Below are 15,777 nucleotides of genomic sequence, written 5' to 3'. Positions count from 1 at the left end.
TGCCGACGTGGCCCCGGCTCGCGCCGGGGCCGTGCTCAGGCGGTCGGCTCGGCGGACAGCCAGTCCTCGATGAATTTGCGTTCGCCGTTGAGCACCCGGTGGTGCAACTGCTCGGCGAGCGGCTCGATCGCGCCGCCGACGAGGGGCACCTTCACCCGCACGGCACCGACGACCTCGATCTCGGAACCTTCCGCGGTGGAACGGATCTCATAGGACCCGGACATCTCGGTGTTGATGCCTCCGGTGGAGATCTCGAAGGTGCCTTTGGCGACCTCGCCGACCACCGGCTGCCAATGGTCGATGCGGGAGAAGGTGAGCTCGCTCTTGAGCACCTTGCGGACCAGCGCGGGGACCTTGTCCTCGGGGGCCTTCTCGGTCATGTGGATGCGAATGGTGTCCGCGCCGTCGGGATGCGACAGGTCTACCGCCGCCGTCGGCGATTCGGCGAAGCGGGTCCGCCAGACGTCGTCGGTGATGAGTGCCCGGTGGAGATCTTCGACCGGGACTGTGTACGGCACGGTGAAGCTGAATTTTCGGGACATGGCCGCCACCGTAGCCGAGCCGGTCGGTAGCCTGTGGCGGTGTCGGAAACCAGCCAGTCCACCGGGCGGCCGATCCGCCTGCGACGGGCCGGGATCGGCGTGCTGATCGCCGCGACGGCGGTGAGCGTACTGGTCGGGCTGCTGGTACTGGCCGCGTGGCGCAACGACTATCTGATCAGCTCGGACAAGGGCAGCACCACGGCCGAGGTGCTCTCGGCGGGGCGGCTGCGCTCGGCGGTCATGTACGTCACACCGGACGGCGAGACGCACAATCCGAAGGTCGGCGTGCTGTATCCGACCAACTTGACCGCGGGCGAGCGGATTCGGGTGGAGTACCGCCGCAGCGACCCGGACCTGGTGCGGGTGGAGGGCCGTGACGTGCGGGTCGCCATTCCGCCCGCGTTGTCGGTGATCGTCGTGGTGTGGCTGCTCGCGCTACCGACCCTGTGGCTGCTTTCCCGCGCGGGCAGGCGTGGCCCCGCGCCGGTGGTCAGGCCCGCGCCGCAGGGCTGAGATCCACAATCTCCGAGCGAGCCGCCGAGCGGACCGCCCGTCGAAGGTTCCGATAGTTCGCCGGATCTTTCAGTGCGCTTCACTTCGGCGTGGCGACGTGGCGCGGTGCGGCGGTCAGGCTGAGAGCGTGCGTGTAGCGATCGTCGCGGAGTCGTTCTTGCCGAACATGAACGGCGTCGTCAACTCCGTGCTGCGGGTGCTCGAACACCTGGACCGGAACGGGCACGAAGCGCTGATCATCGCGCCGGACACCCCGCGGGGGCAGCCCGCCGCGCCGCGGCACTACGAGCGCTTCCCGGTTCACCGGGTACCCGCGATCATGGTGCCCAAGATCAGCTCGCTGCCGGTCGGGCTGCCACAGCCGGGCATCGTCTCGGCCATCGAGGACTTCGACGCCGAGGTGGTCCACCTGGCCTCACCGTTCCTGCTCGGCGCGGGTGGCCTCGGCGCGGCATTGCGACTGGATCTGCCCACCGTCGCGGTGTACCAGACCGACGTGGCGGGTTTCGCCAAGAGCTACGGGCTGGGGCTGGCCGGCCGCGCCGCCTGGGGCTGGACCCGGCGCATCCACGAGGGAGCCACCCGCACGCTCGCCCCATCCCGGGCCGCGGCGGAGGACCTGGCCAGACACGGCATCCCGCGCGTGCACCGGTGGGGGCGCGGCGTCGACACCGCGCGGTTCACACCGAGCGTACGGTCCGCCGAATTGCGGGACGCCTGGCTCGCGGGCCGGGACCGCCTGCTGGTCGGCTTCGTGGGGCGGCTCGCCCCGGAGAAGCACGTCGAGCGGCTCGCGGTGCTGAGCGCCGACCCGGATATCCAGCTGGTGATCGTCGGCGACGGACCGGAGCGCCAGCGACTGGCCCGGCTGATGCCGACCGCGGTGTTCACCGGCGAGCTCGGCGGCGACGAGCTGGCGCGGGCGTACGCCAGTCTGGACGTCATGGTGCACGCCGGCGAGCACGAGACCTTCTGCCAGGGCGTGCAAGAGGCGCTGGCCTCGGGTGTCCCGGTGATCGGTCCGGACGCGGGCGGTCCCCGCGACCTGATCGCCCACTGCCGCAACGGCTACCTGCTTCCGGTGGACCGGTTCAGCGAGTTGCTGCCGAGTGCCGTCGGGGCGCTGCACGATCCGGAGCTGCGGACCCGGTTCGCCGGGGCGGCGCGGAAATCGGTGCTGTCGCGGACCTGGCCCGCCATCTGCACTCAGCTGATGGGTCACTACGCCGACGTGACCGGGACGCGGATTCGGTTGCCGCATACGGCGTGAACCCGGCCGGCGTGACGAGGGTATCCACGCGCCGCCCTCGGGTCGTAACAGACCGCGAGTTAGGGTCTTCGCGTGGCGAAAACGCAATCGAACCGTGCCTCGTTGGACAAACAGCCGCGCGAAGTCGCGGCGATGTTCGACGGCGTCGCCCGGCGCTACGACCTGACCAACACGGTCATCTCCGCCGGGCAGGATCGCTACTGGCGCTGGGCGACCCGTAAGGCGCTGGCGGCACGGCCGGGCGAGCGGCTGCTGGATCTCGCGGCAGGCACCGGTGTATCCACCCTGGAGTTGCGGAAGTCCGGCGCGTGGTGTCTGGCGGCCGATTTCTCCAAGGGCATGCTCAGCGCGGGCCGGTTCCGCGACGTGCCGATGGTGGCGGCCGACGCGATGGCGCTGCCGTTCGCCGACGACTCCTTCGACGCGGTGACCATCTCGTTCGGGCTGCGCAACGTGGCCGACACCGATCTGGCCCTGCGCGAGATGCTGCGCGTCACCAAGCCCGGCGGCAGGCTGGTCGTGTGCGAGTTCTCCGCACCGGTTCTGCCGGTGTTCCGCACGGTGTACCTGGAGTACCTGATGAAAGCGCTGCCCAAGGTGGCGCGCGTGGTGAGCAGCAACCCGGAGGCCTACGTCTACCTGGCCGAATCGATCTCGGAGTGGCCCAATCAGCGCAGGCTGGCGATGCGGGTCGCGGCGAACGGGTGGTCGTCGGTGAAATGGCGCAACCTCACCGGGGGCGTGGTGGCCCTGCACCGGGCCTACAAGCTCGGCTGAGCCGGAGATCTCGATCACACCTCACCGCCCGGTCCGGGAGCGGTGAGGGGGAATGTCACCTGGCGCTAACGCGAGGTAAATCCGGCGCAATCGGCGGTCCGCATGATCGGAGACATGACCGATCCAGTGACCGGCCGCGGCGACGGCACCGCCCGAACGGCGTGCTCGTACTGCGGCGTCGGCTGCGGGATAACGGTGTCGACCACCGCCGACGGCGCGGGCAAGCCGGTGATCGCCAAGGTCGGCGGCGACAAACTGCACCCGGCGAACGCGGGCAGGTTGTGCACCAAGGGTGCGACCCACGCGGAGTTGATGCGCACCCCCGGACGGATGGAGACCGCCTACCGGCGCTTCGAGCGCGGTCAGGTGCCGGTGCCGTTCCCCGTCGACGAGGCCGTCCACGAGGCGGCCACCCGGTTGCGCGCGATCCTCGACGAGCACGGTCCGGACGCGATCGCGCTGTATGTCTCCGGGCAGATGTCGCTGGAGGCGCAGTACCTCGCGACCAAACTCGCCAAGGGTTATCTGCGCACGGTGCACATCGAGGCGAACTCGCGGCTGTGCATGGCCAGCGCCGGCACCGGATACAAACAGTCGCTCGGCGCGGACGGGCCGCCCGGCTCCTACGACGACTTCGAGCACGCGGACCTGTTCTTCGTCATCGGCGCGAATATGGCCGACTGCCATCCCATCCTTTTCCTGCGGATGGCCGATCGGCTGAAGGCGGGCGCGAAGCTCATCGTGGTCGATCCGCGCCGCACCGAGACCGCCGCGCGGGCCGACCTGTTCCTGCAGATCGCGCCCGGGACCGATCTCGCGCTGCTGAACGGGCTGCTGCACCTGCTGGTGGCCGGCGGCCACATCGACGCGGAGTTCATCGCCGAGCACACCGAGGGCTGGGACGCGATGCCGGAGTTCCTGGCCGACTATCCGCCGCAGCGGGTGGCCGAGATCACCGGACTGGCCGAAGCCGACATCCGGACCGCCGCCGAATGGATCGGCGCGGCGGGCGAGTGGATGTCGCTGTGGACGATGGGACTCAATCAGTCCACGCACGGCACCTGGAACACCAACGCCCTGTGCAACCTGCACCTGGCCACCGGCGCGATCTGCCGCCCCGGCAGCGGGCCGTTCTCCCTCACCGGGCAGCCGAACGCGATGGGCGGGCGCGAGATGGGCTACATGGGCGCCGGCCTGCCCGGCCAGCGCAGCCTGCTCTCCGCCGCGGACCGCGCGTTCGTGGAGACCGCGTGGGAACTGGCGCCCGGCACGCTGGGCACCGAAGCGGGGCCGGGCACGGTGGAGATGTTCCGCGGACTGGCCGAAGGGACGATCAAAGCGGCCTGGATCATCTGCACCAACCCTGTCGCCACCGTGTCGAACCGGAAGACCGTGATCGCGGGGCTGGAAGCGGCCGAATTGGTGATCGCCCAGGACGCCTACACCGAAACCGCGACCAACGCCTACGCCGACCTGCTGCTTCCCGCCACGCTGTGGGCGGAAGCCGACGCGGTGATGGTGAATTCCGAACGCAACCTCACACTGTTGCAACAGTCGGTCCCGCCCATCGGCGACGCGCGGCCGGACTGGCGGATCATCGCCGACGTCGCCACCGCCATGGGGTTTCCCGGCTTCGACTTCGCCTCCAGCGCCGAGGTGTTCGACGAGATCAAGCGGTTCGCCAATCCCGCCACCGGCTACGACCTGCGCGGCGTGAGTTATGAGGCGCTGCGTGCCGGGCCGATGCAGTGGCCGTGCGCGCGAGCGGACCGCAGGCGCAATCCGATCCGTTATGTGAACGACGGGATCAGCCAGACCCTGTTCGTCGACGAGAACGGCCACCGGCCCCGGCTGGCCTTCGCCACGCCGAGCCGCCGCGCGGTGTTCTGGCCACGGCCGCACCTGCTGCCGGAGGAGATGCCCGACGACGACTACCCGTTCCTGCTGAACACCGGGCGCCTGCAACACCAGTGGCACACGATGACCAAGACCGGCAAGATCGACAAGCTGACCAAGCTGAACGGCACGCCGTTCGTCGAGGTGCATCCGGCCGACGCCGAGCGGCTCGGTCTGCGCGCGGGCGACCAGCTCGAGATCGCCTCCCGCCGTGGCCGTGCCGTGCTGCCGGTGCAGGTCAGCGACCGAGTGCGGCAGGGCGACTGCTTCGTGCCGTTCCATTGGAACGACGAGCAGGGCGAATACCTGACCATCAACGCGGTCACCAACGACGCGGTCGATCCGGCCTCGCTGCAACCGGAGTTCAAGGCGTGCGCGGTGGCGCTGCGCCGGGTGGCTTCCGTGCCGCAGCCGCAGGTTCCCGCCGCGCTGCCCGCGGCCCGGACTGCGCACCCGCTGGCCGCCGTACTCGGCCTCGACAGCGGTACCGCGCCAACGCTCAGCGAGACCGAGCGGATCTACCTCAGCGGCTATTTGGCCGCGCTGCAAGCGCTTCCGGTGACCGGCCAGCCGGTGCTCCCGGATTCGGCGCCGATGTCCGCGCCCACCAGGCTGTGGGTCGACGGTCTGCTGGCCGGGATGTATTCGCGTGCCGCCGCGACCACGGCGGACGCGGGCGCCGCCGCTCGCACGGTCACCGTGCTGTGGGCCTCGCAGACCGGCAACGCCGAAGAGTTCGCCACCGCCGTCGCGGCACACCTCGCCGAACGCGATTTCACACCGCGACTGCTGGACCTGGACTCCTGCGATCCGGGTGCGCTCCAGGGCGACGTCCTGGTGGTCAGCAGCACATTCGGCGACGGAGGACCGCCGGACAACGGAGCGGATTTCTGGGATCGGCTGGCCGACGGCGTCGCGCGGCTGACCGGAATGCGGTACGCCGTATTCGCACTCGGCGACTCTTCCTATGACGACTTCTGTGGTTACGGCCGAAAACTCGACCAGAAATTCGCCGAACTCGGCGCGACCCGATTGCTTCCGCGCGTCGATAGTGAACCCGACTACCAAGACGCGGCGCAGCGCTGGCTGGACGACGTACTCGCCGCCTTGGACGGCGGCCCAGCCGATTCCTCGGTGAGCGGTGCGGCCGCGCCCAGCCGGACTACGCCCCGTGGCGGTGGTGTGGCCACGATGGCCGCGCCGAGTGTCGCCCCGGCGCTCGGCCGCACCCGCACCGCACCGTTCACCCGCACCGCGCCGCTGCGTGCCCCATTGCTGCGCAACGAGTTGCTCTCCGCGGCGGGATCTCCGAAAGAGGTGCGCCGCTTCGCGTTCGATCTGCGCGGCCTGGACGCGGCGTACGAGGTAGGCGATTCGCTGGGCGTCTGGCCGGTGAACGGCACCGCACTGGTCACCGAATGGCTGGCCGCCACCGGGCTGGACGGGCGTCGCGTGGTCGAGGTCGAGGAACGGGAAATCCCGTTGGCCGAAGCACTGCGCACGCACTTCGACATCACCAAGGTCGGACCCGATCTGCTCGGCTTCATCGCCGAGCGCAACCCGAGCGGCAAGCTCGCCAAACTGTTGCGCCGGGACAACCGCAACGAGCTGGCGAATTATCTGTGGGATCGGCAGGTCGTGGACGTGCTGCGCGATTTCCCCGTGCGGGCCGATCTGGTCGAGTGGCTCGGGGTCATGAAGAAGCTACAGCCGCGCCAGTATTCGATCTCGTCGAGTCCGCTGGTCAGCCCGGATGCGGTGGAGCTGACCGTCGGCATCGTGCGCTACGGCGATCCGGCGGCCACCGGCTCGCCGGCGCGGCGCGGCGGAGTGTGCTCGACGTTCCTCGCCGATCGCGCCGAGCTCGCCGACCCGACGGTGCCGATCTTTCTCCAGCGCGCACCGCATTTCCGTCCTCCAGCGGACCCGGCCGCGCCGATGATCATGGTGGGCCCCGGCACCGGCATCGCCCCCTTCCGCGGGTTCTTGCAGGAGCGCAGGGCCCGCGGCTGCACCGGGCGCAACTGGCTGTTCTTCGGCGATCAGCACGCGGCGCACAACTTCTACTACCGCACCGAACTAGAGGACATGTTCCGTTCCGGCTTCCTGACCCGGCTGGACCTGGCCTTCTCCCGCGACCAGCGGGAGCGGATCTACGTGCAGCACCGCATGATCGAGCACGGCGCCGAGCTGTGGTCCTGGCTGCGCGACGGCGCCCACTTCTACGTCTGCGGCGACGCCGGCCGTATGGCCAAGGACGTCGACGACGCGCTCCTGCGGATCGCGCGCATCCACGGCAAGCTCGACGAGGACGGCGCATTGGCATTCAAGAAGCAACTCGTCGCCGAAAAGCGTTACGTCCGCGACGTGTACTGACGGCCTATACCGAGTGCGCCGCTGTACTACCGGCTGCTCGCCAGCGGAGATCCGATCGACGACACCGCGGCGGACCTGGCCGCTCGCGCCGCCGTCGATGCCGTCCAGGCGGGCACGTTCGTGTCTGCCGCCGACTAGCCGAGCACCGCGCCCTTGCCATTCGGAGTCCAGTCGACGCGGCGGCCGGTGAAAGCGAGGACTCGCTCCAAGGCGGTGGCATCGGCCGCGACCGGCACCACCGGCCCGAAGAGACCGGGCACCCCTTCGGCAGGTGTGTCGCGCAGCATCTCGAGCAGGGTCGCCAGATCTCCGGCGGCGCACGAATAGGGCCGGCCGGTGGCCTTCGCGAGATCCCAGCCGTGCACGACCACCTCGTCCAGGGCGATCCTGGCCATCGCCGGGGCGGGCTCGCTGACTCCACCCGCCTCTGTCACGCCGTCCCAGGCCGCGGGCTCGCGCCACGCCGCCACCAAGGCATCGAGCTGGGCCGGAATGCGCTCGCGCCAATCCTCCGGCAAGGCGCGCTCGGCAGGCGCGCCGGGCGCGACGGAACCGCCGACGGCCTCCTTCGTCGCCGCCTGCCGGAACGCCTCCGTCAGATCGACCACGTGCGCGAGCAGATCGCGGACCGTGGTGTCGGCGCACGGCGTCGGCGCCGCGAGTTGTTCGTCGGTGATGCCGCCGACGACGGTCGCCAACGCGTCGGCCGCGGGCTCGAAATCGAACTCGGGGTTCATCTGGCCTCCTCGGGGGTGTGGGACGTCTCCGGAAATGGAGACGGAGTGAGGCCGTGGAATTAAGCGGCGAGTCGTTCCGAGATCGACTCGTAGCGGTGAAAAGCCCTGGAAAAGCGGACAATTGAAGAATGAAGGGTGATCGGGTGGAGATCGTCGTCGACGTCGGCGACGGCTCCAGGAGCTATGAGATCGCGGCTACCCGAGCGGGGCGGCGAGTCGAAGTAAGGATCACGCGGGGCGTGGTCGAAGTCAGCGAAGTGACGCGATCGGGGACGGCCGTGCGGACCGCCCGGTTCATGGCCGGACGCATGCTCGCGCTGGTCGAGCATCCGGCGGACGCGACGGCGGCGCGGGCGGGCGAAACGCGACAAGCCTGAGCGCCGGATGCTTGCCGTACGTCCCGACCGGGGGCATCCTCGTTGCAGTCGGAATTGATCGCCCGCCTCGATTTGCGGCGTGCCACGACGGGTATGCCGATCGAGAGGCCTACGTGGAGAGGAGCGCACGATGTCAGATCCCCTTGCCGACGCGGTCCCGGAGGCCGATCTCGCCGAGCAGTCCGTTCCGGCGTATCCGGAGGAGCCGGTGCTCGCCGACGACAGCCCCGAGCAGGAGGACGCTGTCGCGCGGGCGACTCTGGAGCGCGACATCTTCGAGGCGAATCCGGCGGATGTGATCGAACAGTCCATCGTGGTCCCGATCGATGACGACCCCGAGGAGGAATCCGGCTTCTGACCGCCCGGTCAGGGCTGGATCTTGGCGCGCACCTTCGCGTGCAGTTCCCGCAGGCTGGACCGCTCGGTGGCCACCTCGAGCACCCGCATGCCATGCGCATGTCCGGTCAGTTCGACGGCCAGCTGCTGCGGGTCCACCTGCCGGTGCGGAATGCGGTAGGCGGCGCACAAGGCTGCGAGATCCATGCCGTGCGGGGTGCCGAAGACCCGCTCGAACACGCCCGCGTAGTGCGGGTCGCCCTGTTCGAGCAGTTCGAAGATGCCGCCGCCGTCGTCGTTGGCGACGACGATGGTGAGATTCGCCGGGCGCGGTTCGCCCGGCCCGATCAACAGGCCGGACGCGTCGTGCAGGAAGGTCAGGTCACCGATCAACGCGATGGTGCGCCCATCGTGGTGCAGGGCGGCGCCGACCGCGGTGGACACCGTGCCATCGATACCCGCAACGCCGCGATTCGACAGCACCCTGACCCCCGGACGCGGATGCGACACCAGCGCCGCGTCCCGCACCGGGTTCGAGGCGCCGAGCAGAAGTTGGTCACCGTCGCGCAGCGCGTCCATCACCACCGCGGCGACGTGCAGCCCGGTGGGCTTCGGGTGTCGTGCGAGTTCGGCACGCACCACGTGGTCGGCTTTCGCGTTCAGTTCGCGACAGTGCTCCAGCCATCGCGTCCTCGGGGCGCCGACGGTGACGGCGCGGGTCCCGGTGCCGACCACGTTGCCGGACACATCGGGCCAACGCGGACCGGTGGTCAGCGCGAACACCCGGACGTCCGGGTCGGCGAGCACCTTCGACACCTGCCGGTGCAGGGTCGGGCGGCCGGTGATGATCGCCTGCGTGGGACGCAACAGCGGCAGTACGAGTGGATGCAGCGCGGGGCCGTGCCTGGGGGCGGTGGGCTCGGCGACGGTCGGCAGGTCCGCCAGCTCCGGGCGGTAGCCCGCGCCGTGTCCGGAGATGACGACCGTGTCCGGCGTGAGGTCGAGATCGAGCGGCACGTCCAAGGTGGCGTATTGGGTCTCGGTCCACGCGCACTCCCCCGGACGACCCGACGGAGCCGCCTCACCCGGCGCCAGGTCGGGGACCAAGGGCTCACGCAGCGGGACATCGAAGTGCACCGGCCCCGCATTGCCGGAGCGGGTGCCACGCGCCGCCGCCAATACTCGGCACACCGCCGAGCGCCACTGGCTGTTCTGCTGGCCGTAAGGCGGGTGCTCGCCGTCGCCCGCCTCCTGCTCCGCGAGACCGAGCGAGATGGTGGCGCGGACTTGACTGCCGAACAGACCGAACTGTTCGACGGTCTGGTTGGCGCCGGAGCCGAGCAACTCATAGGGGCGGTTGGCGCTGAGCACCACCAACGGAACCCGCGCGTAGTTCGCCTCCAGCACGGCAGGCCCGAGATTGGCCACCGCGGTGCCCGAGGTCATCACGACCGGGACCGGGAGGCGGCTCGCGATCGCGAGCCCGACGGCGAGGAAACCCGCCGTTCGCTCGTCGATCCGCATGTGTAGGCGCAGTCGCCCGGCGGAATCGGCGGCTTGCAGGGCGAAGGCCAGCGGAGCGTTCCGTGAGCCGGGGCACAGGACGACATCCCGCACGCCCCCGCGCACGAGTTCGTCGACGACGACCTGCGCTTGTGCTGTAGACGGGTTCACGCCTCAAGACTGGCAGACAGTCAACTAGAAGTCCGCGCCGGGCGGTTCGCAATCACATGTGTCGTCGCACACGGGCCCCTCGCGGCGGGCTCACGTCCGATGGCCGCGCGGTCGGGCGCGAAGCTCGCAGGAACGCCAGCACCGGCTGCTGTATCTGGCCACCGCGGTACGGGTCGACGAGCGGCAGTTCCGCACCCTGCACCGTCGTCACAGCCGATCGGGCGCGAGTCGCAACAGTGTGGCCGACAGTGGCAGCGGCCACCACGAAGTCTCAGGGGCGCCATGCCGGCAAGGCCGCCGTGGCAATCACCCGGACACGACACCTAAAGGCAGGGCTCAGATCGCGACCCTGCCTCCGCACGCGACAGCCCAGGCTCGACTACCGGTTTCGATCGAAGCGAAACCGAGCATGTTCCGTTCGCGGCCCGGCTCGCGTCCGAGTGACCGCCGCGTCCGCGACGAAGTCGCAAGCGGCGGACGCTCGGACGCGAGCCACGCAGGGGCCGCGAACACCCAGCGCCGCAGGCGCTGGAAAACAAGCACAGATCAGCCGGCGTGCTTCTGGATCAGGTCGCCGACCCGCGGCAGGGCCTCGATGACGTTCTTCTTCGCCGAGGAACGCATCGAGGAGTAGACCTTCTTCAGGGCAGGGCGGCTGGAGGCCTCGGCCCGGGCGTCGGTGACGGCGAGCAACGCCTCGGCGACCTCGTCGGACTTGGCGACGAGCAGGTCGGCGAACGTGCCGGAGCCCGAAGCCGTGTACTCCTGCCAGAACGGCTCCAGTTGCGCGACCAGCTTGGGCGCCAACGACTCCAGCGCATCGGGCACGATGGACGGGCTGATCTTCTTGACCGCCGCGTAGCCACCCTTCACAGCCAGGCCGGACGCACCACCCTTGTCCGAGACCTCGGCGTCGAGAACCTCGACGGCGTCGGCAAGGAAAGCCGGGCGCTTCGCGTCGTCGAGCAGGGATTCAGACAGTGCTGCAACCACTTTCAGGTTCCTCCGGATCAGTTTCGATGAACGAGCGAGGGCAACTATACGTGCCCGCGCCAGCATTCACCCGGCTACGGCTGCCACGGGAGCGACTCGACCGTCAAACCTTCGCAGTCCGCGAGGAGATCGCCCTGCTCATCGAGCAATTCGGCGGTAATAGAAGTTCTCGGCCTTCGATCCAGTCGACCCGTCCGCGAATCATCAGTTGCGGCTCGAGCGGAGTGATCTCGCGGTGGTCGACGTGAGGTACGGGGTGCGCGCCCGTCGATCGAGGTACCGCAGGCGCGGCGCGGATGTCGAGAGCTGGGCAGACTGCGGGACCCGCGGGTCGGGCACCTCGCGTCGTGACCGCGCGTCCGCCTTACCGGCCCGATCACGGGTTTCGAGTCGAGCGAGACCTAGCATTGCCCGGTGACGTTCAATCCGAAGCTGTGGCGCCCCGTTCCGGGATTCGAGAACCTGACCGACATCACCTATCACCGGCACATCGAGCAGGGCACCGTGCGTGTCGCGTTCGACCGGCCGGAGGTGCGCAACGCGTTCCGCCCGCACACGGTCGACGAACTCTACCGGGCACTCGACCACGCGCGGATGACCCCGGACGTCGGCGCGGTGCTGCTGACCGGCAACGGTCCGAGCCCCAAGGACGGCGGCTGGGCGTTCTGCTCCGGCGGTGATCAGCGTATCCGCGGGCGCAGCGGGTACCAGTACGCCAGCGGCGAGACCGCGGACACGGTCGACCAGGCCCGCGCGGGCCGCCTGCACATCCTGGAGGTGCAGCGGTTGATCCGTTTCATGCCGAAGGTGGTGATCGCGCTGGTGAACGGCTGGGCCGCGGGCGGCGGTCACAGCCTGCATGTGGTCTGCGATCTCACCTTGGCCAGCCGCGAGCACGCCCGGTTCAAGCAGACCGACGCCGACGTGGGCAGCTTCGACGGCGGCTACGGCAGCGCGTACCTGGCCAAGATGGTCGGCCAGAAGTTCGCCCGCGAGATCTTCTTCCTCGGCCGCCCCTACACCGCCGAGGAGATGCACCAGATGGGCGCGGTGAACAAGGTCGTCGACCACGCCGAACTGGAGGACGTCGCGCTGGAGTGGACCGCCGACATCAACGGCAAGTCCCCGCAGGCCCAGCGCATGCTGAAGTACGCGTTCAATTTGCTGGACGATGGTCTGGTGGGCCAGCAACTTTTCGCCGGCGAGGCGACCCGGATGGCCTACATGACCGACGAAGCCGTCGAAGGCCGCGACGCCTTCCTGGAGAAGCGCACACCGGACTGGACCCCCTACCCCTGGTACTTCTGACATGGACATCCTCAGCAGCCGGATCATCCTGCGGCCCGCCGACTACCAGGCCACGCTCGCGTTCTACCGGGACGGGCTGGAACTGGCCATCGCGCGGGAATACCCGGGCGGCACGGTCTTCTTCGCGGGACAGTCGCTGATCGAGGTGGCCGCGCACGGTGGGTCGGGCGAGTCGTCGTCGTTCGAGGGCGCGATCTGGCTCCAGGTGCGCGACGTGTCCGCCGCCGCCGTGGAACTGGCGCTGAAGGGCATCGCGATCGACCGCGCGCCGGTCGAGGAGCCGTGGGGCCTGCACGAGATGTGGGTGCGCGATCCCGACGGTGTGCCGATCGTTCTGGTGGAGGTCCCACCGACCCACCCGATCCGGCGGGATACCCGCTGGCGGGCGTCGTAGCGACGGATCCGTTCGGTAGTACGTGGGGCCGCACCGAGTTGCCAACGCGTCAACTGGCGAGGACGATAACGCTCGGATGGCCACCCGACCGCCGACGTCCGGGCCGGCTGTGTCCGTGTCCCGTCCGACGAATGAATCGCAGTTCCGATGCCTGTCGTACTCGAGCCCCGATCCGACCGGGTGGCCGCGCTATGGATGCGCCACTCCGGCAATCCGACCCGTTCCGCGCACAGCGGCGCGGACATGACACGATCCCTACCGTGAGGGAGTGCAGAGGGCGAGCCATGGGCACAGCGGCTCCGGGCACCGCCGAGCCGGGCGAGCGCCGGGGCGTGGCATGACCAAGAAACTGCGTACCTTGCCGATGCCGACCGGGTCCGGTCTCGGTGACGTCCTGCCCCACCTGCGGGAGGCGCTGGAAGGTAACGGGGCCGCCTGGCTACCGATTCCCACCAGCGATCGGCGCGAGGCGAGGCGCCTGAGCGACGCCTTGTCGCCGGGCGAGCCGATCGATGAGGAAATCGCTCTGGTGGTGACCACCTCCGGCACCACGGGCGTGCCGAAGGGCGCGATGCTCAGCTCGGCGGCCCTGCGCGCGAGCGGCACCGCGACCCACGACCGGCTCGGCGGCCCCGGCAACTGGTTGCTGGCCCTGCCGACCCATCACATCGCCGGTATCCAGGTGCTGTTGCGCAGCATCCTGGCGGGGACCGAACCCACTGTGCTGGACGTGTCGGGCGGATTCCTGCCCGAGGCCCTGGCGGGCGCGATCTCCAGCATGCGCGGGGAGCGGCGCTACACGGCCCTGGTCCCGACCCAGTTGATCAAAGCGCTGGAATCGCCGGTCGCCACCACCGCGCTGGCCGGCCTCGACGGTGTGCTGGTCGGCGGGGCGGCCACGCCGCTGCCGGTCTACGAGCGCGCGCGAGCCGCGGGGATCACCGTGGTTCGCACCTACGGCATGAGCGAGACCTGCGGCGGCTGCGTCTACGACGGTGTGCCGCTGGAGGGCGCGAAGGTTCGTATCGAAGAGGGCCGGGTGGTGCTGGGCGGCGCGATGATCGCCTCGGGCTACCGCAATCAGCCCGATCATCCGGCGTTCGCCGAGCCGGGCTGGTTCCGCACCGAGGACGCGGGCACCTTCGACAACGGCGTTCTGAACATCACCGGGCGGCTGGACGAGGCGATCACGACCGGCGGCCTGCTGGTTATCCCGCAGGTGGTCGAGGCCGTGCTGATCAACCACCCGGCGATCAGCGAGGTCGTCGTCCTCGGTCTGCCCGACGAACGACTCGGCCAGCGCGTCGCCGTCGCGGTGATCCCGGCCCCCGGCGCCACACCCGACCTGGCCGACCTGCGCGAATACGTCACCGACGAACTGGACTCCATCGCCGCTCCCCGCGAACTGGCGGTGCTCGAGGAGTTCCCGCTCCGCGGCCCTGGCAAGCCCGACCGAGCCAAGCTGCGCGAATACCTCTTGGCCAAGTCGACCCACTAGCGATCACGGGCGTCTCGCCGGGCAACCCTGCCAGCGCTGTGCAAGAGCCGTGCAAGTCCGGCGATCCACAGTTGTCCACATGACTTCTTTCGCACCAACTTCACCGCTCGCCGTCGAGGCGGACGGCCTGGTCAAGGTGTTCGGGGAACAGCGGGCCGTGGACGGCGTGAGCCTGGCGGTGCCGCAGGGCTCGGTGTACGGCGTGCTCGGACCGAACGGCGCAGGCAAGACCACGACCATCCGCATGCTCGCGACCCTGTTGCGACCGGACGGCGGCAGCGGACGCATCTTCGGCCACGACGTGGTCGCCGAGCCGACGGCCGTCCGCTCGCTCATCGGTGTAACGGGGCAGTACGCCTCGGTCGACGAGGACCTCAGCGCCACCGAGAACCTGATCGTCTTCTCTCGCCTGCTGGGTCTCGGTCGCGCCGACGCCCGGCGCAAGGCGGCCGAGCTGCTGGAGGAGTTCGATCTCACCGAGGCGGCGAACAAGCCGCTGCGGCATTTCTCCGGCGGTATGCGACGCCGCCTCGACCTGGCGGCCAGCCTGATCGCGAGGCCGCCGCTGCTGTTCCTCGACGAGCCGACCACCGGGCTCGACCCGCGTACCCGCGCCCAGATGTGGGAGACGATTCGCCGCCTCGTCCGCGAGGGCGCGACCGTGCTGCTCACCACGCAGTATCTGGACGAGGCCGACCAGCTGGCCGACCGGATCGCGGTGATCGACCGCGGCAAGGTGATCGCCGACGGCACGGCCGACGAACTGAAGGCCTCCGTGGGCGGTTCCTCGCTGCACCTGACCCTGGTCGATCGCGGTCAGCTCGACGAGGCGCGCCGCGTCATCGGCGATTTCCTCGGCGCCGAAGCGCAGATCACTCCGGAGGCGGGGCGGCTCACCGCGCCGTTGACCGATGCGGGCGTCACCGCTGATCTGCTGATCCGGCTGCGCGAGTGGGAGATCGGCGTCGACGAGATCACCGTGACCAAGCCGAGCCTCGACGAGGTCTTCCTCACCATCACCGGCCACCCCGCCGAGGACACCACCGACGATTCCGCGAAGAGCGCGGCATGAGCGTCCGGCCCGCA

14 protein-coding genes are annotated in these 15,777 nt (G+C 69.6%); 10 read left to right on the top strand and 4 right to left on the bottom strand.

Going from position 1 to position 15,777, the window contains the following annotated elements; all coding sequences use genetic code 11:
• Positions 1-35: 35 nt before the first annotated feature.
• Positions 36-542, bottom strand: coding sequence for a DUF2505 domain-containing protein (locus tag ACT89H_RS17525; protein WP_445109686.1), 507 nt, complete (start codon positions 540-542; stop codon positions 36-38).
• A gap of 39 nt (positions 543-581) precedes the next feature.
• Here ACT89H_RS17525 and ACT89H_RS17520 point away from each other — a divergent pair, with 39 nt between their 5' ends.
• From ACT89H_RS17520 to ACT89H_RS17505, 4 genes are all read left to right on the top strand, one after another.
• Positions 582-1,055, top strand: coding sequence for a DUF3592 domain-containing protein (locus ACT89H_RS17520; protein ID WP_445109685.1), 474 nt, complete (start codon positions 582-584; stop codon positions 1,053-1,055).
• Between the two features lie 127 nt (positions 1,056-1,182).
• A complete protein-coding gene (locus tag ACT89H_RS17515; RefSeq protein ID WP_445109684.1) occupies positions 1,183-2,325 on the top strand; it encodes a glycosyltransferase family 4 protein in 1,143 nt (380 codons plus the stop codon).
• A 72-nt stretch (positions 2,326-2,397) separates the two neighbouring features.
• Positions 2,398-3,102 carry a demethylmenaquinone methyltransferase gene (locus tag ACT89H_RS17510; RefSeq protein WP_445109683.1) on the top strand — a complete coding sequence of 235 codons (705 nt, stop codon included), beginning with the start codon at positions 2,398-2,400 and terminating at the stop codon, positions 3,100-3,102.
• 114 nt (positions 3,103-3,216) lie between these two features.
• Complete coding sequence (locus tag ACT89H_RS17505; RefSeq protein WP_445109682.1) at positions 3,217-7,374, top strand: bifunctional nitrate reductase/sulfite reductase flavoprotein subunit alpha; 4,158 nt, start codon at positions 3,217-3,219, stop codon at positions 7,372-7,374.
• A gap of 134 nt (positions 7,375-7,508) precedes the next feature.
• Here ACT89H_RS17505 and ACT89H_RS17500 read toward each other — a convergent pair whose 3' ends face one another.
• Complete coding sequence (locus ACT89H_RS17500; RefSeq protein WP_445109681.1) at positions 7,509-8,111, bottom strand: TIGR03086 family metal-binding protein; 603 nt, start codon at positions 8,109-8,111, stop codon at positions 7,509-7,511.
• A 128-nt stretch (positions 8,112-8,239) separates the two neighbouring features.
• Between ACT89H_RS17500 and ACT89H_RS17495 the strand changes: the two genes are divergently transcribed.
• Both ACT89H_RS17495 and ACT89H_RS17490 read left to right on the top strand, forming a co-directional pair.
• On the top strand, positions 8,240-8,488 hold the full coding sequence (locus ACT89H_RS17495; protein WP_445109680.1) for a DUF8836 family protein: 249 nt from the start codon (positions 8,240-8,242) through the stop codon (positions 8,486-8,488).
• Positions 8,489-8,618: 130 nt separating this feature from the next.
• A complete protein-coding gene (locus tag ACT89H_RS17490; protein WP_445109679.1) occupies positions 8,619-8,846 on the top strand; it encodes an Rv3202a family protein in 228 nt (75 codons plus the stop codon).
• Between the two features lie 8 nt (positions 8,847-8,854).
• Here the strand turns inward: ACT89H_RS17490 and menD are convergent, their stop codons facing one another.
• Both menD and ACT89H_RS17480 read right to left on the bottom strand, forming a co-directional pair.
• Positions 8,855-10,498, bottom strand: a complete 1,644-nt coding sequence (gene menD / locus ACT89H_RS17485) for a 2-succinyl-5-enolpyruvyl-6-hydroxy-3-cyclohexene-1-carboxylic-acid synthase (protein ID WP_445109678.1) — start codon at positions 10,496-10,498, stop codon at positions 8,855-8,857.
• 546 nt (positions 10,499-11,044) lie between these two features.
• The gene (locus ACT89H_RS17480; RefSeq protein ID WP_445109677.1) at positions 11,045-11,491 is read right to left on the bottom strand and encodes a DUF6918 family protein; all 447 of its coding nucleotides are present in this window, start codon (positions 11,489-11,491) and stop codon (positions 11,045-11,047) included.
• 414 nt (positions 11,492-11,905) lie between these two features.
• On the opposite strand from ACT89H_RS17480, the gene ACT89H_RS17475 reads away from it, so the two are divergent.
• From ACT89H_RS17475 to ACT89H_RS17460, 4 genes are all read left to right on the top strand, one after another.
• Positions 11,906-12,799, top strand: coding sequence for a 1,4-dihydroxy-2-naphthoyl-CoA synthase (locus tag ACT89H_RS17475; RefSeq protein WP_445109676.1), 894 nt, complete (start codon positions 11,906-11,908; stop codon positions 12,797-12,799).
• Position 12,800: 1 nt separating this feature from the next.
• Complete coding sequence (locus ACT89H_RS17470) at positions 12,801-13,193, top strand: VOC family protein (RefSeq protein WP_445109675.1); 393 nt, start codon at positions 12,801-12,803, stop codon at positions 13,191-13,193.
• 337 nt (positions 13,194-13,530) lie between these two features.
• Positions 13,531-14,691 (top strand): o-succinylbenzoate--CoA ligase, encoded by a 1,161-nt coding sequence (gene menE / locus ACT89H_RS17465; protein WP_445109674.1) that lies wholly within the window; start codon positions 13,531-13,533, stop codon positions 14,689-14,691.
• Positions 14,692-14,770: 79 nt separating this feature from the next.
• Positions 14,771-15,763, top strand: a complete 993-nt coding sequence (locus ACT89H_RS17460; protein WP_445109673.1) for an ATP-binding cassette domain-containing protein — start codon at positions 14,771-14,773, stop codon at positions 15,761-15,763.
• The last annotated feature ends 14 nt before the right edge of the window (positions 15,764-15,777 follow it).

The organism is Nocardia aegles (assembly GCF_052545135.1).
The sequence above is the reverse complement of the archived record's forward strand: the minus strand, read 5'-3'. Positions and strand labels throughout refer to the sequence as shown.